The 17,170-nt window shown below is 34.9% G+C and carries 17 protein-coding genes; 11 read left to right on the forward strand and 6 right to left on the reverse strand.

Annotation, left to right across the window (positions count from 1 at the left end):
• Positions 1–39: 39 nt before the first annotated feature.
• The 4 genes from uvrB to trxC are packed head-to-tail and all read left to right on the forward strand — an operon-like array spanning position 40 to position 5,287.
• Complete coding sequence (uvrB, locus tag EDC58_RS04110; RefSeq protein WP_180937086.1) at positions 40–2,070, forward strand: excinuclease ABC subunit UvrB; 2,031 nt, start codon at positions 40–42, stop codon at positions 2,068–2,070.
• A 9-nt stretch (positions 2,071–2,079) separates the two neighbouring features.
• Positions 2,080–2,619 (forward strand): gamma carbonic anhydrase family protein, encoded by a 540-nt coding sequence (locus EDC58_RS04115; RefSeq protein ID WP_123352245.1) that lies wholly within the window; start codon positions 2,080–2,082, stop codon positions 2,617–2,619.
• Positions 2,620–2,622: 3 nt separating this feature from the next.
• Positions 2,623–4,791: an endonuclease MutS2 gene (locus tag EDC58_RS04120; RefSeq protein WP_123352246.1), complete on the forward strand. Its 2,169-nt coding sequence runs from the start codon at positions 2,623–2,625 to the stop codon at positions 4,789–4,791.
• A 55-nt stretch (positions 4,792–4,846) separates the two neighbouring features.
• Complete coding sequence (trxC, locus tag EDC58_RS04125; protein ID WP_180937085.1) at positions 4,847–5,287, forward strand: thioredoxin TrxC; 441 nt, start codon at positions 4,847–4,849, stop codon at positions 5,285–5,287.
• A gap of 55 nt (positions 5,288–5,342) precedes the next feature.
• Here trxC and queA read toward each other — a convergent pair whose 3' ends face one another.
• Genes queA through gatC form a run of 3 tightly spaced genes read right to left on the reverse strand, consistent with a single transcriptional unit; the run spans position 5,343 to position 7,728 of the window.
• Positions 5,343–6,368, reverse strand: a complete 1,026-nt coding sequence (gene queA, locus EDC58_RS04130) for a tRNA preQ1(34) S-adenosylmethionine ribosyltransferase-isomerase QueA (RefSeq protein WP_235823174.1) — start codon at positions 6,366–6,368, stop codon at positions 5,343–5,345.
• A gap of 2 nt (positions 6,369–6,370) precedes the next feature.
• Positions 6,371–7,438: a type IV pilus twitching motility protein PilT gene (locus EDC58_RS04135; RefSeq protein ID WP_123352247.1), complete on the reverse strand. Its 1,068-nt coding sequence runs from the start codon at positions 7,436–7,438 to the stop codon at positions 6,371–6,373.
• Between the two features lie 8 nt (positions 7,439–7,446).
• Positions 7,447–7,728, reverse strand: a complete 282-nt coding sequence (gene gatC / locus EDC58_RS04140) for an Asp-tRNA(Asn)/Glu-tRNA(Gln) amidotransferase subunit GatC (RefSeq protein WP_123352248.1) — start codon at positions 7,726–7,728, stop codon at positions 7,447–7,449.
• Positions 7,729–7,771: 43 nt separating this feature from the next.
• On the opposite strand from gatC, the gene hemL reads away from it, so the two are divergent.
• Positions 7,772–9,034 (forward strand): glutamate-1-semialdehyde 2,1-aminomutase, encoded by a 1,263-nt coding sequence (gene hemL / locus EDC58_RS04145; RefSeq protein ID WP_123352249.1) that lies wholly within the window; start codon positions 7,772–7,774, stop codon positions 9,032–9,034.
• Positions 9,035–9,353: 319 nt separating this feature from the next.
• On the forward strand, positions 9,354–9,662 hold the full coding sequence (locus EDC58_RS04150) for an AtpZ/AtpI family protein (RefSeq protein ID WP_123352250.1): 309 nt from the start codon (positions 9,354–9,356) through the stop codon (positions 9,660–9,662).
• On the opposite strand, the gene EDC58_RS04155 is transcribed toward EDC58_RS04150, so the two are convergent.
• The 3 genes from EDC58_RS04155 to EDC58_RS04165 are packed head-to-tail and all read right to left on the reverse strand — an operon-like array spanning position 9,663 to position 13,086.
• Complete coding sequence (locus tag EDC58_RS04155; RefSeq protein WP_123352251.1) at positions 9,663–10,910, reverse strand: type II secretion system F family protein; 1,248 nt, start codon at positions 10,908–10,910, stop codon at positions 9,663–9,665.
• Entirely contained in the window at positions 10,907–12,547 is a 1,641-nt protein-coding gene (locus tag EDC58_RS04160; protein WP_123352252.1) for a GspE/PulE family protein, read from the reverse strand. The genes EDC58_RS04155 and EDC58_RS04160 overlap by 4 nt, the downstream gene beginning before the upstream one ends.
• Positions 12,541–13,086, reverse strand: a complete 546-nt coding sequence (locus tag EDC58_RS04165; protein WP_123352253.1) for a hypothetical protein — start codon at positions 13,084–13,086, stop codon at positions 12,541–12,543. Before EDC58_RS04165 ends, EDC58_RS04160 begins: the two co-directional genes overlap by 7 nt.
• A 68-nt stretch (positions 13,087–13,154) precedes the next feature.
• Here EDC58_RS04165 and ilvC point away from each other — a divergent pair, with 68 nt between their 5' ends.
• The 5 genes from ilvC to EDC58_RS04190 all read left to right on the forward strand — a co-directional run bounded on the left by ilvC (position 13,155) and on the right by EDC58_RS04190 (position 17,016).
• Positions 13,155–14,174, forward strand: a complete 1,020-nt coding sequence (ilvC, locus tag EDC58_RS04170) for a ketol-acid reductoisomerase (protein WP_123352254.1) — start codon at positions 13,155–13,157, stop codon at positions 14,172–14,174.
• 71 nt (positions 14,175–14,245) lie between these two features.
• A complete protein-coding gene (minD, locus tag EDC58_RS04175; RefSeq protein ID WP_123352255.1) occupies positions 14,246–15,055 on the forward strand; it encodes a septum site-determining protein MinD in 810 nt (269 codons plus the stop codon).
• Positions 15,052–15,285, forward strand: a complete 234-nt coding sequence (gene minE, locus EDC58_RS04180) for a cell division topological specificity factor MinE (protein WP_123352256.1) — start codon at positions 15,052–15,054, stop codon at positions 15,283–15,285. The genes minD and minE overlap by 4 nt, the downstream gene beginning before the upstream one ends.
• Positions 15,282–16,325, forward strand: coding sequence for a divergent polysaccharide deacetylase family protein (locus EDC58_RS04185; RefSeq protein WP_123352257.1), 1,044 nt, complete (start codon positions 15,282–15,284; stop codon positions 16,323–16,325). Before minE ends, EDC58_RS04185 begins: the two co-directional genes overlap by 4 nt.
• Positions 16,312–17,016 carry a DNA-processing protein DprA gene (locus tag EDC58_RS04190; protein WP_123352258.1) on the forward strand — a complete coding sequence of 235 codons (705 nt, stop codon included), beginning with the start codon at positions 16,312–16,314 and terminating at the stop codon, positions 17,014–17,016. Before EDC58_RS04185 ends, EDC58_RS04190 begins: the two co-directional genes overlap by 14 nt.
• The last annotated feature ends 154 nt before the right edge of the window (positions 17,017–17,170 follow it).

The following is a 17,170-nucleotide window of genomic DNA, read 5'->3' on the forward strand; positions in this document are numbered from 1 at the left end:
TTTATATCATTTGTTATAATTATAATAAAAAGGAGCGATTTGTTCAAATTAAATTCTAACTTCAAACCAACGGGAGACCAACCCCAAGCTATCGAGAAACTCAGCAATTGCATAAAAAAAGGAAGCAGATATAATACTTTAATTGGTGTTACCGGAAGTGGCAAAACCTTTACTATGGCCAATATTATACAAAAACTTCAAATTCCGACCTTAATTCTAACGCACAATAAAACATTAGCGGCGCAGCTTTACAGCGAATTCAAAGAATTTTTCCCACAAAACCACGTAGAATATTTCATAAGTTATTACGACTATTATCAACCAGAAGCCTACCTTCCAAGACAAGATTTGTTTATCGAAAAAGATAGCTCTATTAACGCGGAGCTTGAAAGGCTTAGAGTCAGTGCAACGGCAAGTTTGCTTGAATACGACGACGTTATAGTGGTTGCTTCCGTCTCAGCGCTATACGGTCTTGGTAACCCTCTTGAATATAAAAAAATGGTAGCGAAAATCGCCGTGGGCGATGAAATAAATCAACGTGAGTTTATGCTTAGACTCCTTAGTATGGGGTACACAAGAAACGACAAATATTTCGAAAGAGGAAATTTCAGAGTAAACGGAGAAGTAATAGACATCTTCCCGACATATTTCGAAGATGACGTAATAAGAGTCGAATTCTTCGGAGATGAGATAGATAGAATCTATACTATCGACTATATCACAAATGAAAAATTACAAGACCTAAAAGAAATCACAATTTATGCTGCAAATCAATTTATCGTAGGTCAAAACCGCTTGGCAGAGGCGATTCAAAATATCGAAAAAGAGCTTCAGGAAAGACTAAAAGAGTTTGAAAAACAAGGCAAAATTATAGAATATCAACGCTTAAAACAAAGAACCGAATTTGATCTTGAGATGCTTGAAACTACGGGTACTTGTAAAGGAATAGAAAACTACGCAAGACACCTAACGGGCAAAAAACCGGGCGAAACGCCTTATTCACTACTTGATTATTTCGAAATAAAAGGAAAGCCTTATTTGGTAATTGTGGATGAAAGTCATGTAAGTTTGCCGCAATTTCGCGGAATGTATAACGGAGACAGGGCCAGAAAAGAAGTGCTTGTGGAGTATGGATTCAGACTTCCAAGCGCGCTTGATAACAGACCTTATAAGTTTGACGAATTCATAAATAAAGCGCCTCATTATCTATTCGTATCGGCAACTCCCGGAGAATACGAGCTTGAAATTTCAACATGCGTAGCAGAACAAATCATCCGTCCTACAGGTCTTCTTGACCCTATCGTAGAGCTGCTGCCAAGCGAAAACCAAGTAGCCACGCTTTATGACAGAGCAAAAGAAGTAATTGCAAGAGGCGAAAAAGTACTTGTAACGACCCTAACAAAAAAAATGGCCGAAGAGCTTCAAAAATATTATCTTGAAATGGGACTTAAAGTAAAATATATGCACTCAGACATCGACGTAGTTGAGAGAAACGAAATAATAAGAGGACTTAGGTCGGGTGAATTTGATATGCTAATCGGAATCAACCTGCTTAGAGAAGGACTTGATTTGCCTGAAGTTTCGATGGTGGCAATTTTAGATGCAGATAAAGAGGGATTTTTAAGAAGTGAAACTTCTCTAATTCAGACGATGGGAAGGGCTGCTCGTAACGTAAACGGACGGGTTTTGATGTTTGCAAGCAAAATAGAAGAGCCGATAATTCTTGATGATGACCTTGAAGTACTTGAAAAAATAAAAGATAAAATAACTGGCTCGATGTATAGAGCGATTAAAACCACCATTTCAAGACGTATCAAACAAAAAGAATACAATAAAAAACACGGTATTACACCAAAAAGTACCGTTAGAAAACTTGATAAATCCTTAAAAGAAGAAGGTTACGAAGCAATTGCAAAAGAGCTTAAAAACAAAAATAAAATTCCGGCTAAAGAGAAAAAAGCGATAATCGCAAAACTGAGAAAAGAGATGCAAGAAGCTGCAAAAGCACTTGAATTCGAAAAAGCGGCAATGCTAAGAGATAAAATAGAAGAGCTTAAAAAAATGAAATAAGGAGAGGTAATGATTTTACGCTACAAAGACGATTTTCCAAAAATTCATCCGAGTGCCTGGATTGCTCCGAGTGCCGATATTATCGGGGATATCGAAATAGGAGAAGACAGTAGTGTTTGGTTCGGGTGTGTTGTTAGAGGCGACGTTCATTATATTAAAATAGGAAAACGCACATCCATTCAGGATTTGAGTATGATTCACGTAACTCACTATAAAAAAGAAAAGAAAATCGGAGACGGATTCCCGACTATTATAGGCGATGACGTAACAATCGCGCACCGCGTAATGCTACACGGCTGTAAAATAGGAAATGCTTGTCTTATAGGAATGAGTGCGACTATTCTTGACGGAGCCGAGATAGGAGACGAGTCGATTGTAGGAGCCGGCGCGCTGGTTACGGGCGGTAAAAAGTTTCCTCCAAGAAGCCTTATTTTAGGAAGCCCGGCAAAAGTAGTCAGAGAACTCACCGACGAAGAAGTCGAAAATATATACAAAAACGCACAAAATTACGTCAAATACAAAAACGAATATATTGATTTTATAAGGTAGCAAATGGTAAAAAAATTAGATTTAAGCGATTATATTGCAAAACTCTCTTCTCTTTTCGCAAGAGAAAAAGAGTATTTTTTGCAAGGGGATATAAGAAAAAATTACGAATATTTAAATAAACTATCAAATAAAGATTTCAAATCACCTCCAAGCGTCAAAAATTTAGATACGGAAATTATGCACCTAAAAAAATTCGGAACACTAAAACACGACCAGATTTTCGAATTCGTAAAAATAATCAACTACTTCAAATATCTAAAAAGCAGAAACTGGTCCGATTTGGCGGAGTGGTTCGATAAGATAAAAATACCTGAAGATATCGAAAATTTGATTAAACATTATAACGAAAAAGGCGAAGTTATCGGCTTTGAAGATATAGACCTTATAAACGAAAAAATAAAAGAAGTAAAATCCTCAATCAGACAGCAGTTATATAAATATCTGAATTCAAAAAAATTAGAACCTTTTTTGGTTGATAGACAAATACATCTTCAATCGGGTGAAGAGTGTCTGCTTGTCAGAGGCGGATACAATAAAGTCCTTGATGCCGAAATTTTAGGAAGAAGCCAAGGGGGATTTTTTTACGTTTTTCCAAGAGGAATCGAAAAACTAAAAAAACAACTTGACGAACTTGAAAGTAAAAAAGAGGAAATTCTTTACGAAATAGCCAAAAATTTCAGCGAAACTCTAAGAAAATGGGTTAAGTTTTTGGAGTTTATAAATAATGAATTCGACAAATTCGACGCTCTTCAGGCAAGAGTTTTTATGGCGAAAAACGAAAATCTCGAATTTATTATGCCTACATTTAAAACCAAAAAGATGTATTTAAGAGATTTTTGTCATCCGGCACTTCACGATTGCAAACCCGTAACTCTTGAATGGGATAAGCAGGTTTTGATTATTACGGGTGTAAATGCCGGAGGAAAAACTATGCTTTTAAAATCCATTCTCAGTGCGGCGTTTATGAGTAAATATCTTCTTCCGATGAAAATAAGAGAAAATTCCGTAATTCCTCATTTTAAGGAGATAGTCCCTATCATAGACGACCCTCAAAACGTAAAAAACGACATCTCAACCTTTGCCGGGAGAATTAAAGAATTCAAAGAAGTTTTCGCAAAAGAGAATTATCTCATAGGAGTGGATGAAATCGAGCTCGGGACTGACGCAAACGAAGCTGCGAGTCTTTTTAAGGTAATAATCGAAGAACTTATGAAAAAAAATCGTATAGTTATCACGACTCACCACAAAAGACTTGCAACTCTTCTTGCTCAAAACGAAGAAGTTGAGCTTTTAGCAGCGATATACGACGAAAAAAAAGAAAAACCGACATACGAATTCATAAAAGGAACTATTGGAAAAAGTTATGCGTTCGAAACGGCAAAAAGATATGGAATTCCTATTAATATCATTCAAAAAGCAAGACAAGAATACTCCGAAGACCTTGAAAAATTAGACGTTTTAATCGAAAAATCGGCTAAGTTAGAATTCGAACAAAAACAAAAAATAAAAGAACTTCAAAGCGAACTTGAAAACGTAAAATTGTTAAAAGAGTCTCTCATAAGACAAAAAGAGGAATTCAACGAAAAAATTCAAAAAGAAAGAGAAAAACTACTTCGCGAATACAACGCCGCAATAAAAGCCGCAAAAGAAGCTATAAAAGCAAAAGACACGAGAGAAGCACATAGAAAACTTAACGAAGCTCATAAATTACGCTCAAAAATTAAAATACAAAAAGAAGAAATAAATAGAGAATTCAAAATCGGAGATAACGTAAAATACGGCAACAGCGTCGGGACCATTGTAGAAATCAAAGGTAAAAACGCTCTTGTAGAATTCGACGGCAAAAAACTTCTTATTTCAAAATCGGCACTAAAGCCGTACTTGGCGCCTGTAAAAAAAGAGAGCAAAATCTATAAACCTAAACCTCAAAAAGTTGATATTAAACTTGACTTACACGGTATGAGACTAGAAGAAGCTCTTGAAAAAACCGAAGAATACCTAAACAACGCAGCACTTGCCGGACTTGAAGAAGTATGGATATATCACGGAATGGGAAAAGGAATTTTAGCCAAAGGAATAACCGAACTTTTAAAAAATCATCCTTTAGTAAAAGAGTTTCACGACGCGCCTCCTCATATGGGAGGATACGGAGCGAAAATCGTAAAACTATGATTTGACAAAAATAAATAAAGTTGATACAATCACACTAAAAATATCGGAGGGGAATATGGAAACAATAGTAGTGGCTTGTCCTCATTGTAAAGCTTTAAACAAATTACCGAAAAAAGATAGTTATAAAAAAGCGGTTTGTGGAGTTTGTAAAGGGAATTTGCTTGACAACAAACCTATAACAATCCAAAACGCCGCTGAATTCGAAAAAATCGTAAAAAACGTAAGCGTTCCTGTAATTATAGACTTTTGGGCAGTATGGTGCGGTCCATGTCAAATGTTTGCGCCGACTTTCCAAAAAGTGGCGGCAAATTATCCTTTAAAAGCTAACTTTTTAAAAGTAAACACCGAAGAAGTACCGCAAATCGCGGCACAATACGGAATCAGAAGTATACCTACAATCGTAGCGCTTAAAAACGGAAACGAAATTGATAGAGTAATGGGTGCGTTACCTGAATTTCAATTTGCGATGTGGGTAGATAAGATAGTTGAAAGTTAAAAATATAAAGTGAAAAGTGATTTAAACTTTTCATTTTTAACTCTTCATTGTACACTCATATAATAAGCATAGCATCGCCGTAGCTATAGAAGCGGTAATTGTTTTTTATCGCTTCTTCGTAAAGCTTAAGAGTCTTTTCTCTTCCTATAAACGCCGCAACAAGCATTATAAGCGTAGATTTTGGCAAATGAAAATTTGTCAGAAGATGATTAACCCTAATCGGCGGATTTAACGGATTTAAAAACAAATCGCATTCACCAGATAACTTTTTGGTTCTTGCGTAATATTCTATCGTTCTTGTAGAAGTTGTACCTACAGCTACAATTTCCTCATCACTATCTAAAATTTCTGCGGTAGTTTTCGGTATTTCAAAAAACTCGCTATGCATTTTATGCTCTCTTATATCTTCAACCTCAACGGGTTTAAAAGTTCCAGCTCCCACATGAAGAGTTAAATACGCTTTTTTTTCTATTTTTTTCAATAGCTCGTCCGTAAAATGCAAACTCGCAGTAGGAGCCGCTACGGCACCTTCTTTTTTTGCAAAAACGCTTTGATATTCGCTTTCGTCTATTTTTTCATCTTCTCTTTTAATGTATGGAGGCAAAGGTACGTGACCTATTTCTTCTAAAATTTTTACAAGCTCTAAAAAGTCCAAATTTTTCATTTCGTTTTGAGTTTTTAATTTAAACTCAACCACCCTGCTTCCGTCTTCCAATAACTCAACAACTTCGGCAACCAATCCTTTATCAAAATATAATTTGGTACCGACTCTGACTTTTCCTCTGATATAAACAAGATATTTATCCCCAAAAGGTCTGTTCAAAAGAAGTTCTATCTTCCCACCGCTTTCTTTTTTGCCGTAAATTCTCGCTTTTATTACTTTCGTATTGTTAAAAACAAATCTCTTATCTCCCACAAAATCCAAAATATTTCTAAAAACGGTATGAGTCACTCTATCTTTTTTTCTGTCATAAACCAAAAGCTTGGCACTGTCTCTTGGAGTAACTGGATATTTGGCTATTAAATGCTCGGGAAGATTATAATCATAAGAAGAGACCAAAAGGTCTTTATTTAAGCTCAACCCTAAACTCCGATAAGTTTTCTAAGCTCTTCGGGTTTAGTCGTATAAGCCATAGCGGTTTCTTTTGTGATAAAGTGTTTTCTAACATACTCGGCAAGTACCTGATTCATTGTTTGCATTCCGGTACCCGCTTGGTTTAGCTGCATTTGAGAGTAAATTTGAGCAATTTTATTTTCACGAATCAAGTTTGCAATAGCCGGATTGTTTATCATAATCTCATGAGCGGCAATTCTTCCGCCTCCGACTTTCGGTAAAAGTACTTGAGAAATAACCGCAGCAAGCGCCATTGATAGCTGAGTTCTAATCTGGTCTTGTTCTTCTGCCGGGAATACGTTTACGATTCTGTTTATCGTCTGGTCCGCACTGTTTGTATGTAATGTAGCAAATACCAGGTGTCCCGTTTCAGCCGCCGTAATAGCCGCACCGATTGTCTCTTTATCCCTCATCTCACCGATTAATATAACATCAGGGTCTTCCCTGAGTGACGCTCTTAAGGCTCTAATAAAAGATTTCGTATCACGCCCTACTTCTCTTTGGGAAAAAAGAGATTTTTTATGCTCGTGCACAAACTCAATTGGGTCTTCGATAGTAATAATATGCTTATAAAAAAATTCGTTAATTTCATTAAGCATAGCGGCAAGAGTAGTTGATTTACCGCTTCCCGTAGGTCCGGTTACTAAAATAAGACCTTTTTCTCTTTTAATAAGTTGTTTAAAAATCAAAGGCGCTTTTAATTCATCCAAACTCAAAGGTCTCTCGGGAATAATTCTGTAAGCAGCGGCGAGATTTTCTCTTTCATAGTAGTAATTAGCCCTAAATCTCGCAACTCCAGGAATTTCAAAAGAAAAATCAAGCTCAAGTTCTTCTTCCAAAATAGCTTTTTGTTTATCGGTAAGCACCGAATAGCACAAATCGATAATTTGTTCATTTGATAATTTTGGTAAATTTAATGGTGTTAATTTTCCGTCGATTCTTAGCATAGGCTCGGAATTAACATTCAAATGCAAATCACTCGCATTGTATGCTTTTATACTCTTCAGTAACTGTTCAAGTGTGAAAGGTAGTGCCATAAATATCCTTATTCAATTATTTTAGGAACAATGAAATAACCGTCTTTAGCTTTTGGTGCGTGAGCTAAAACTTCTTCAATTATATCACTTTTGTGAGGTTCGTCTTCTCTTAGAGGTGTCGGATTATTTAAAGTTGAAAACGTAGCGTCTATATTTTCGGTATCAAGTTCGTTTAACATTTCCACAAAAGCTACGATTTCTTCAAGGTCTTTTGCCATTTTTTCTTTATTTTCGATTTCTACCATAGATAAATTTTCAAGTCTTTGAATTAATTTCTCATCAATTTTCATCGCAAGCCTTTTTTTGTATAATTTTAACAAAAAAGGAAAAAATATGGGAATTTTTCAAGAAGCACAACAATATATCGTAGGTGGTGTTAACTCTCCTGTTAGAGCATTCAAAAGCGTTGGCGGTGAGCCTCCTTTTATAGAAAGAGGAGAAGGTGCGTATATTTGGGATATAGAAGGTAATAAATATTTGGATTATATTCAAAGCTGGGGACCACTGATTTTCGGTCACTGCGATAAAGACACTCAAGAAGCGATTATAAAAGCGGTAAAAAAAGGAGTTAGTTTCGGCGCTCCTACAAAAGTGGAAGTAGAACTTGCAAAAGAGGTACTTGAGCTTTTCCCTCATCTTGATTTAATCAGATTCGTAAACAGCGGTACCGAAGCTACGATGAGCGCTATTAGACTTGCAAGAGGATATACCTCAAAAGACGATATCATCAAATTCGTAGGATGTTATCACGGTCACAGCGATAGTCTGCTTGTTAGTGCCGGCAGCGGGGCGGCAACATTCGGTGTACCAAGCTCTCCCGGAGTTCCTGCTGATTTTACAAAACATACACTACTTGCCGAATACAATAATATCGAAAGCGTAAAAGCAGCATTTGAAAAAGGTGATGTGGGATGCGTAATTATCGAACCGATTGCGGGAAATATGAGTCTTGTTCCTGCAAAAAAAGAGTTTTTGGAAGAGTTAAGAGAACTTTGTAATCATTACGGAGCCGTTTTGATTTTAGATGAAGTAATGAGCGGATTTAGAGCAAGTCTTAGAGGAAGTTTCGATATTTACGGAGTTGAAGCGGATATCGTGACATTCGGAAAAGTAATAGGAGGCGGTATGCCTGTAGGTGCTTTTGCAGGTAGAAAAGAAATTATGGAAAAACTCTCACCCGTCGGTCCTGTATATCAAGCCGGAACTCTTAGCGGAAACCCGGTAGCTATGAGTGCGGGACTTGCGGTTATTAAAAAACTAAAAGAAAACCCAGAAATTTACAAAGAGCTTGAAAAAAAAGCAAAAGCGTTAATGGAAGGTTTTGAAAAAACTTCAAAAGAAAACGGAATCGATTTTACATATAACGTTGTCGGAAGTATGTTCGGATTTTTCTTTAACCCTAAAAAACCTGAAAACTTTGCGGATGTAGATAGCAGCGATACTCAAAGATACGCAAAATTCCACAACAAAATGTTAAATAAAGGATTTTATTTCGCACCGAGTGCTTATGAGACCGGATTTATCTGTACTCCGATGAGCGATAGCGATATCCAAAATACGATAAAAGCATATGAAGAAATTGCTAAGGAAATATGAGGAAGAGTGAAATGGGGAAAGTCGGAAGAGATGGGGAAGAGAGAAGGCTAGAGAGGGAAAATGATGGTGAAATTGTGAATTTGTGAAATTATGAATCAGTGAGTTAGTGAAATTAAACAACCCGAAACAATTACAAAATTTAATGGAAAAAAAGCATTAAAAAAAGCACACAAGCTTGAAAAGGTCTGTGCTTTTTAGCTTTTTTGTAGTGGCTAAAATTTGCTCTCTTGTTGAGGGTGATTAATTTTTTATATTGTGATTTGAAACTATGAATTGTGAAATTGAAAATAAAATATAAAAAGTATCGAAAGAAGGAAAAATGGACGTTGAAAAAAAAGGAAGAGTCGGAAAAAGCGTTTGGGGAGCTGAAAAGCTCTCTCTTGGCATTTCCATAGTCGTAGCTATTTTAATGGGAATTGGTCTTGGTATATGGATGAAAAATCTTTTTCATCAAGCTTGGCTTTTATGGCTCGGAGTGTTTTGGGGCGTGGCAGCTGCTATTATGAATATTAGAATTGAATATAAAAAACTAAAAAAAGAGCTTGACGAAGCGGCAAAAGACCCAAAATATAAAAATTACAAAATAAAAAAAGAAGAAGACGATATTTTAGATGAGTTTGGAAAGTAATTAGCCGATATTTCTCGCGGCGTTTGCCAAATCCCACATCGGTAAGAAAATACCAAGAGCGATTAAAAGCACCAAACCACCGATAATAGTTAGCATTATAGGTTCGATTGAAGCTTGCATATTGTCGATAATATCTTGGAATCTGTCTTCATAATATTTTGCGGCGTTTTGAAGCATAACGTCAAGTTCCCCCGACTCTTCACCCGCACTTATCATTCTAAGAGCTACGAAATTTACCAAATCGACCTCTTTTAACATCTCCGTAAAACTTCTACCTTGATTAATACCTTTTATAATATGTTTGATTTTATCTTTAATAACTTCATTGGAAATAATACCCTCACTAATTTTCAAAGCGTCTAAAAGCGGAATACCGGATCTTAACAATGAAGCTAAAGTAAGCAAAAATCTATGTAACGAAGCGTATTCTATAATCTTATTTATAAGATATGTTTTAAGTAAAAGCGCATCAACTTTTCTTTTGAATGAAATTGAGGTTTTATAAAAGAAAATAATTAAAACAACCGTAACTATAAAACCTATTAATACGTAAAGTCCGTATTCGGTCAAGATTTTTTCTATACCCAATAAAATTCTAGTAGGAAGAGGTAGTTGAGCGTGAAGTTGCTCAAACATAGCTTTAAATTTAGGCACAACTAATAAAATCAAAAAAACAAATGCCACAGCAATAGCTACTAATGTAATAATCGGATAACGCAATGCTTTTACCATTTTACGTCTGTTTTCATACATATTTTCATATATATCAGCTAACGATTCAAGAGCCATCACCAAATCCCCGGTTTGCTCCCCTAACCTAACCATTGCAAGTGAAATCCCACCTACATATTCTTCATATTCGGCAAAAGCATCCGTTAAACTTTTACCACTGTCTATTGCATCCGCAGCATATAAAAATAGCTCTTTTACTAACGGGTCTTTTGTGTTGTTACCTATATCTTCCAAAGCGTCTTTTAAAGAAATACCCGCCTTAATCAAAACCGCAAGCTGCCTAATCGAACTTATATAAGAAGGGTAATTAAGTTTTTTTCTTAAAACTTTAGTTTTAACGATATCCTTAAAAACTTTTAACCTCTCTTCAAAAGGCATTGGAACTTCTTCAACTTTTACAAGTAGTCCTTTTTTTAATTTTTTAGCATCGATTATCGCTTCGGACTTATTTAATGCTTTTATAATTGTCTCCGCCTGTTTTCCTTTATAAAAAAACGTTATTTTATAGTACTTCATGGTTTTGCCACCTTATAGATTTCTTCTAATGGAGTTATTCCTTTTGCAGCTTTTACTAGTCCGTCATAAAACATATTTTTAAAACCTTTATGAGACTTTAAATAGTCTAATATCTCAACTCTTTCTTTGTTTTTTGCAATCATACCTTCAAGTTTTTCATCATTTAAAAAAATTTCGGTTATAAGAGTTCTACCGGCAAAACCGGTCATATTACATTTTTCACACCCTTTTCCTCTGTAAAATTTTACGTTCTTAGGTAAAAGGTGTTTAATAGGCTCCAAATACGCTTCGCTCGGTTTATACTCTTCTATACAATATTTACAATTCGTCTTTACAAGTCTTTGAGCTTCCACTCCGATTAAAGAAGCCCCCACCATATAAGGCTCCGCTCCCATATCAATCATCCTATTTATCGCACTAACAGAATCGTTGGTATGAAGTGTAGATAATACTAAATGCCCGGTTAATGCGGCTTTAATTGCAATTTCTAAAGTTTCAAGGTCCCTAATCTCCCCTATCATTATCTTATCCGGGTCTTGTCTTAAGATACTTCTTAAAGCATCGGCAAAAGTAAATCCTGCTTTCGGATTTACCTGAACTTGCTGAATTCCTCTAAGTTTATACTCCACCGGGTCTTCAACGGTAATAAGTTTCGTTTCAACTCCTACAAGTTCGTTAATAGAAGCATATAAAGTAGTAGATTTACCGCTTCCCGTAGGTCCCGTTACAAGAAAAATTCCGTTCGGTTTTGAAAGGCCTTGTCTTAAAAGTTGGAGATTTTTATCGCTTATTCCTATATCATCAAGCTTTTTAAGAATATTTCTTTTATCTAAAATCCTAATAACGATACTCTCACCCCAAACGGTCGGCAAGGTAGAAACCCTAAAATCGAACTTATTTCCGTTAAATTCAAGAGAAAAAGCACCGTCTTGAGGTTTTCTTTTTTCACTTACGTCCATTCCGGCTTCAAGTTTTATCCTTGAAGCGATTGCGTTAAATACGTCATCATCAAAATCTAAAAATTCATATAAAGTACCGAAAATCCTAATTCTGACAATCGCTCCTTCTTCTTCCGCTTCTATATGAATATCACTCGCTTTTCTTTCAATTGCGTTTTTTATGATATATATAATCAAGCGCATAATAGCGGTCTGATGACCTGCAACTACATCCTCACCTTTTAGTTCTTTTTTAATGTCGTTAATAATTTGAGAAATCTGATATTTATTTTCTATAAGTTTCAAAACCTTTTCGATATCTTCTTTATGAGCCAATACGAATTCTAATTTTTTATCCGGAAAAAGTCTTTTAAAATAAGCTTGAGCATTCCAATTCAGAGGATCTTCCATGGCTATAACGACTTTATCGTATTTAACTTCAACAGGAACAGCTCTTGTTTGTTTTAAAACGTTAATAGGAATTTTTATGTCTCTTAATCTGATTTCATTCAGATTATCAACATAAGGAATTTCAAGTTCTTTTGAAAGTTCTTTTAAAAAAATGTCTTTTGAAATATATTTGAGGTCATATAAAATATCAAGAAGTTTTTTACTCGGATGTTGTTTTTTAACTTCAAGTGCTTTATTAAGTTGTTCTTGCGTTATAAGTCCTTGTTGTAATAAGTCCGCTCCTACCAATATTTTTCCTTTTTAATTAACTTACCGTTTTGATATATATCGATTATTATATTATTTATATAAGGTTTATAAGTAATTATATAATGTTTTTCGTCATCCGATACCTCGGTTTGATAATTTTTTACTTCAGGTTTTTGTTTTTGTATCAAATAAAAGACATGAGCCAACAAATCGTTATTAATTTTAGGCAAAGTCACTTCCAATAAACTATTTTCATTATTTAAATATTGAATCAATAAAAGTTTCATCATAAAAAGTGTAGTGATATAAGTCGAATTTATTCTTCCTTCTTTTGTCATTCTTAAAACTTTGGATAAATCAAGTGCCGGAGTCAAAAAATGTTTTTTTAGACATGAATATGCAACTAAAGAGAGCAAATCTTCTCTTTTCTTTTCATATTTATTAATGTATATCCACCTATGCATACAAATATAAGTGTAATATTGCTTTTTGAAAAGTTCAATCACTGAGAGATTTTTTAAATTAGGCTGTGCAAAAATATATGTGAAGAATGAAACTATTAACAGCAGCTTTTTCAATTGCAAAATCCTTTTTGAAAAATTATATCAAATTATTTTGTTATAATTCCACAAAAAAGGAGACAATAATGTCATTACCAATATATTATGACAAAGATTGTGACATTAATATCATTAGAAGTAAAAAAGTTGCGATGATCGGTTTTGGTAGCCAAGGGCACGCTCACGCGCTTAATCTTAGAGACAGCGGAGTTGACGTAGTAGTAGGTTTGAGACCGGGAAGCAAATCTTGGGAAAAAGCTGAAAAACAAGGTTTTAAAGTACTTCCTGTAGCTGATGCTGTAAAAGAAGCTGATGTAGTAATGATTCTTTTACCTGATGAAATTCAAGCAGACGTATATTACAACGAAATCGAACCTAACCTAAAAGAAGGCGCTACAATCGCATTCGGTCATGGATTCAATATCCATTTCGGTCAAATCAAGCCAAGAAAAGACTTAAATGTAATTATGGTGGCTCCTAAAGCTCCGGGGCATACTGTAAGAAGCGAATTTGTTAAAGGCGGAGGAATTCCTGACTTAATCGCTGTATATCAAGGCGGTGAAGAAGCTAAAAAATTGGCTCTATCTTACGCAAGCGCTATCGGTGGCGGTAGAACGGGGATTATCGAAACTACATTCAAAGACGAAACTGAAACTGACCTATTCGGAGAGCAAGCCGTACTTTGCGGTGGTGTAACCGCTCTTATTCAAGCCGGATTCGATACACTTGTAGAAGCAGGATATGCTCCTGAAATGGCATATTTCGAGTGTCTTCACGAATTAAAACTAATCGTTGATTTATTATATGAAGGCGGAATGGCGAATATGAGATACTCAATCTCAAATACTGCCGAATACGGAGATTACGTATCAGGGCCGAGAGTAATCGGTGAAGAGAGCAGAAAAGCTATGAAAGAAATCCTAAAAGAAATCCAAAACGGAAAATTCGCAAAAGATTTCATTCTTGAAAGAAAAGCCGGATATGTAAGAATGAACGCTGAGAGACAATTAACTGAAAATAGCTTACTTGAACAAACAGGTAAAAAACTAAGAGAAATGATGCCTTGGATTACTAAAAACAAAATCGTTAATCCTGACGAAAACTAATCTCTTGCCCTTTTGGGCTACTTGCAAAGTTCACAAGCGTGAATTTCGCAAGTAAAATAAAAGGAGAAAAATTGGGTACTGTTATTACTATTACGAGTGGAAAAGGCGGTGTCGGGAAATCAACTACAACCGCAAATATTGCAACGGCTCTTGCTTTAAGAGGTAAAAAAGTAGTTGCGGTGGATTTTGATATCGGTCTTAGAAACTTAGATATGATATTAGGACTTGAAAACAGAATCGTTTACGACGTTGTGGACGTAATGGAAGGAAAATGCAACCTTTCTCAAGCGATTATAAAAGACAAAAGAACCCAAAACCTACACTTTTTGCCTGCAAGCCAAACAAAAGACAAAACCGTACTTGACAAACAAAAAGTTGAAAAATTAATTAACGACCTAAAAGAAAAATTCGATTATATCCTTATCGACTCGCCTGCCGGAATCGAAAGCGGTTTTGAACACTCCATATATCTTGCCGACAGAGCGCTTGTGGTAACAACTCCTGAAATCAGTGCGGTAAGAGATGCCGATAGAGTAATAGGAATTATCGATGCAAAAAGTAAAAAAGCCCAAGAAGGCGAAGAAGTACAAAAGCATATCATCATCAACAGACTAAAACCGGAACTCGTAGAAAAAGGCGAAATGCTAAGCGTTGAAGACGTGCTTCATATTTTGGCGTTACCTTTAATAGGTGTCGTTCCTGATGACGAAGATATAGTAAAATCAACAAACTTAGGAGAACCTATCGTACTAAACGAAAAATCTCTTGTCGGAGAAGCGTTTAGAAGAATCGCAAGAAGAATCGAAGGTGAAGATGTTGAATTTTTGGATCTGAAAAGCAAAAAAGGTTTTCTTGATAAATTAAAAGGACTATTCAAATGAGTTTGTTTGATATTTTCAAAAAGAAAAAATCAAAAGACGTCGCAAAAGACAGATTAATGATGATGCTTGCATACGAAAGAGCCAATACTAAAATAGAAAACCTTGAAGAGATGAAAAAAGAGCTTATCGACGTAGTAAAAAAATATCTTCACGTAAAAGATGTCGTAATAAAAACCAATTCCAACCAAGACATCGAAACTTTGGAAGTAGAAATTATTCTTGATAAATGAAAAAGAAAAAAACAACCAAAAAAACTCAACCGAAAAAGAAGACTGTAAAAAAAACACAAAAAACTTCCAATAATTTAATCTTAAAATCCATAGTTTTCGTACTTATTTTGGTAATTTTGGGACTTGGAGCTTTTCTTGGAAAACTTATTTACGAAAATAAAGAGACGAAAAAAGAACTTGCAAAAACTCAAATTAATCTAAAAGAGCTTCAAAACAAAGTTTCAGTTTTAGAAAAAGAGCTCTCAAAACCAAAACCAAAAGCAAAAACCAAACCCGAACAAACCACTTATTCTGAAATAAAAGATTACGAACACGCAGTAAAAACACAACCTCCGAAAAAAAAAGAAAAACCAAAGCCTATAGTAAAACTCACAAAAAAACCTAAACTCGTAATAATCATTGACGACGTTTCTTTTAAAAATCAGGTAAAAGCTATAAAATCAATACCTTTTGCAATAACACCTTCGTTTTTCCCGCCTAATAAATATCATCCGAATACGGCAATTTACGCAAAAGAGTTCAAAGACTATATGGTCCACGTCCCTATGGAAGCAATAAGCTGGAACAAACCCGAAATTCATACGCTAAAAACAACATCAAGTTACTATGAAATTTACACTACGATGGTGAAAATAAAAAAAGAATTTCCTAATGTAAAATTTATAAACAACCACACCGGAAGCAAATTCACCTCGGATACCGCTTCTATGAAAAGACTTTTTAAAGTACTTCAAATAGAAAATATGGGGTTTGTAGATTCAAAAACCACTCCTCATTCAAAAGCCGCACTTGCAGATAAATATTACGATATTCCGCTATATTCAAGAAACATTTTCTTAGACAACAAAGAAGACATAACCTACATCCATAATCAATTAAAAAAAGCCGTAAATATAGCAAAAAGAAGAGGTTATGCAATAGCTATAGGACACCCTCACAAAATCACTTTCCAAGCTCTAAAAAGCGCCGCTCCTATTTTAAAAGGAGTGCAAGTCGTCACAATAGACCAATTATATAAAAGTCAAAATGGAAAAAATTAAATATTTAGACTTCGAGCTTTTCTATAAAGGAGATTTATCTCTTTTGCAAAAACCCAAAATAGCAATCGTCGGAAGTAGAAAAGCTACAAAATATTCAAGAGATATGACAAAACTACTTGCAAAAAAACTCTCTTCAAAATTCACAATAGTTAGCGGAGGAGCTCTTGGAATAGATACCCATGCACATCAAGGAGCATATCCCAATACCATAATGGTTTCTCCCTTTTCTCTTGATATTTTTTATCCCAAAACAAACGAAAACCTTATAAAAGATATGCAAAAAAATGCTCTTGTAATCTCAGAATATGAAAAAAAGTATCTCCCAAGAAAATACAGCTTCGTACAAAGAAACAGAATAATTGTAGCGATAAGTGATTTTTTAATTATAGCCGAAGCCGAAAAAAACAGCGGAAGTATGAGAAGTTTCGAGTGGGCTCAACAATACGGAAAAAAAGTTTTCGTACTTCCTCATAGAATCAACGAAAGCAGCGGTACAAGATATCTCGCCGCTACGAATCAAGCCGAAGTTATTTGGGATATTGATGAATTTTGTGATAATTTAGGTGTAAAAAGCGATGAAAAAATATTAACCCTAAACGATGCTTTAAAAAAATACGGTTCTATTTTGTATGAAATGGAACTTGAAGGAAAAGTGGAAATAAAAAACGGAAAAGTATATTTTAATGGGTAATATAGTTGTGAAATAGTAAAATGATGAATCAGTGAAATTGTGAGTTTGTGAGTTTGTGAAATCGAAAAATTGTAAAATTAAACAACCAAAGACAATTGCAAATAATGGAAAAAAACGTAGGGTTGTTATTAGTTAAAATTTGATATAGTGAGTT

Source organism: Caminibacter pacificus (genome assembly GCF_003752135.1).
Lineage (GTDB): Bacteria > Campylobacterota > Campylobacteria > Campylobacterales > Nautiliaceae > Caminibacter > Caminibacter pacificus.

Bases quoted from the DNA above. Each gene is read 5' to 3' on its own strand.
- EDC58_RS04115 (WP_123352245.1), top strand. From the start codon at position 2,080: ATGATTTTACGCTACAAAGACGATTTTCCAAAAATTCATCCGAGTGCC.
- EDC58_RS04120 (WP_123352246.1), top strand. From the start codon at position 2,623: ATGGTAAAAAAATTAGATTTAAGCGATTATATTGCAAAACTCTCTTCT.
- trxC (WP_180937085.1), top strand. From the start codon at position 4,847: ATGGAAACAATAGTAGTGGCTTGTCCTCATTGTAAAGCTTTAAACAAA.
- EDC58_RS04135 (WP_123352247.1), bottom strand. From the start codon at position 7,438: ATGGCACTACCTTTCACACTTGAACAGTTACTGAAGAGTATAAAAGCA.
- gatC (WP_123352248.1), bottom strand. From the start codon at position 7,728: ATGAAAATTGATGAGAAATTAATTCAAAGACTTGAAAATTTATCTATG.
- hemL (WP_123352249.1), top strand. From the start codon at position 7,772: ATGGGAATTTTTCAAGAAGCACAACAATATATCGTAGGTGGTGTTAAC.
- EDC58_RS04150 (WP_123352250.1), top strand. From the start codon at position 9,354: ATGGACGTTGAAAAAAAAGGAAGAGTCGGAAAAAGCGTTTGGGGAGCT.
- EDC58_RS04155 (WP_123352251.1), bottom strand. From the start codon at position 10,910: ATGAAGTACTATAAAATAACGTTTTTTTATAAAGGAAAACAGGCGGAG.
- ilvC (WP_123352254.1), top strand. From the start codon at position 13,155: ATGTCATTACCAATATATTATGACAAAGATTGTGACATTAATATCATT.
- minE (WP_123352256.1), top strand. From the start codon at position 15,052: ATGAGTTTGTTTGATATTTTCAAAAAGAAAAAATCAAAAGACGTCGCA.
- EDC58_RS04185 (WP_123352257.1), top strand. From the start codon at position 15,282: ATGAAAAAGAAAAAAACAACCAAAAAAACTCAACCGAAAAAGAAGACT.
- EDC58_RS04190 (WP_123352258.1), top strand. From the start codon at position 16,312: ATGGAAAAAATTAAATATTTAGACTTCGAGCTTTTCTATAAAGGAGAT.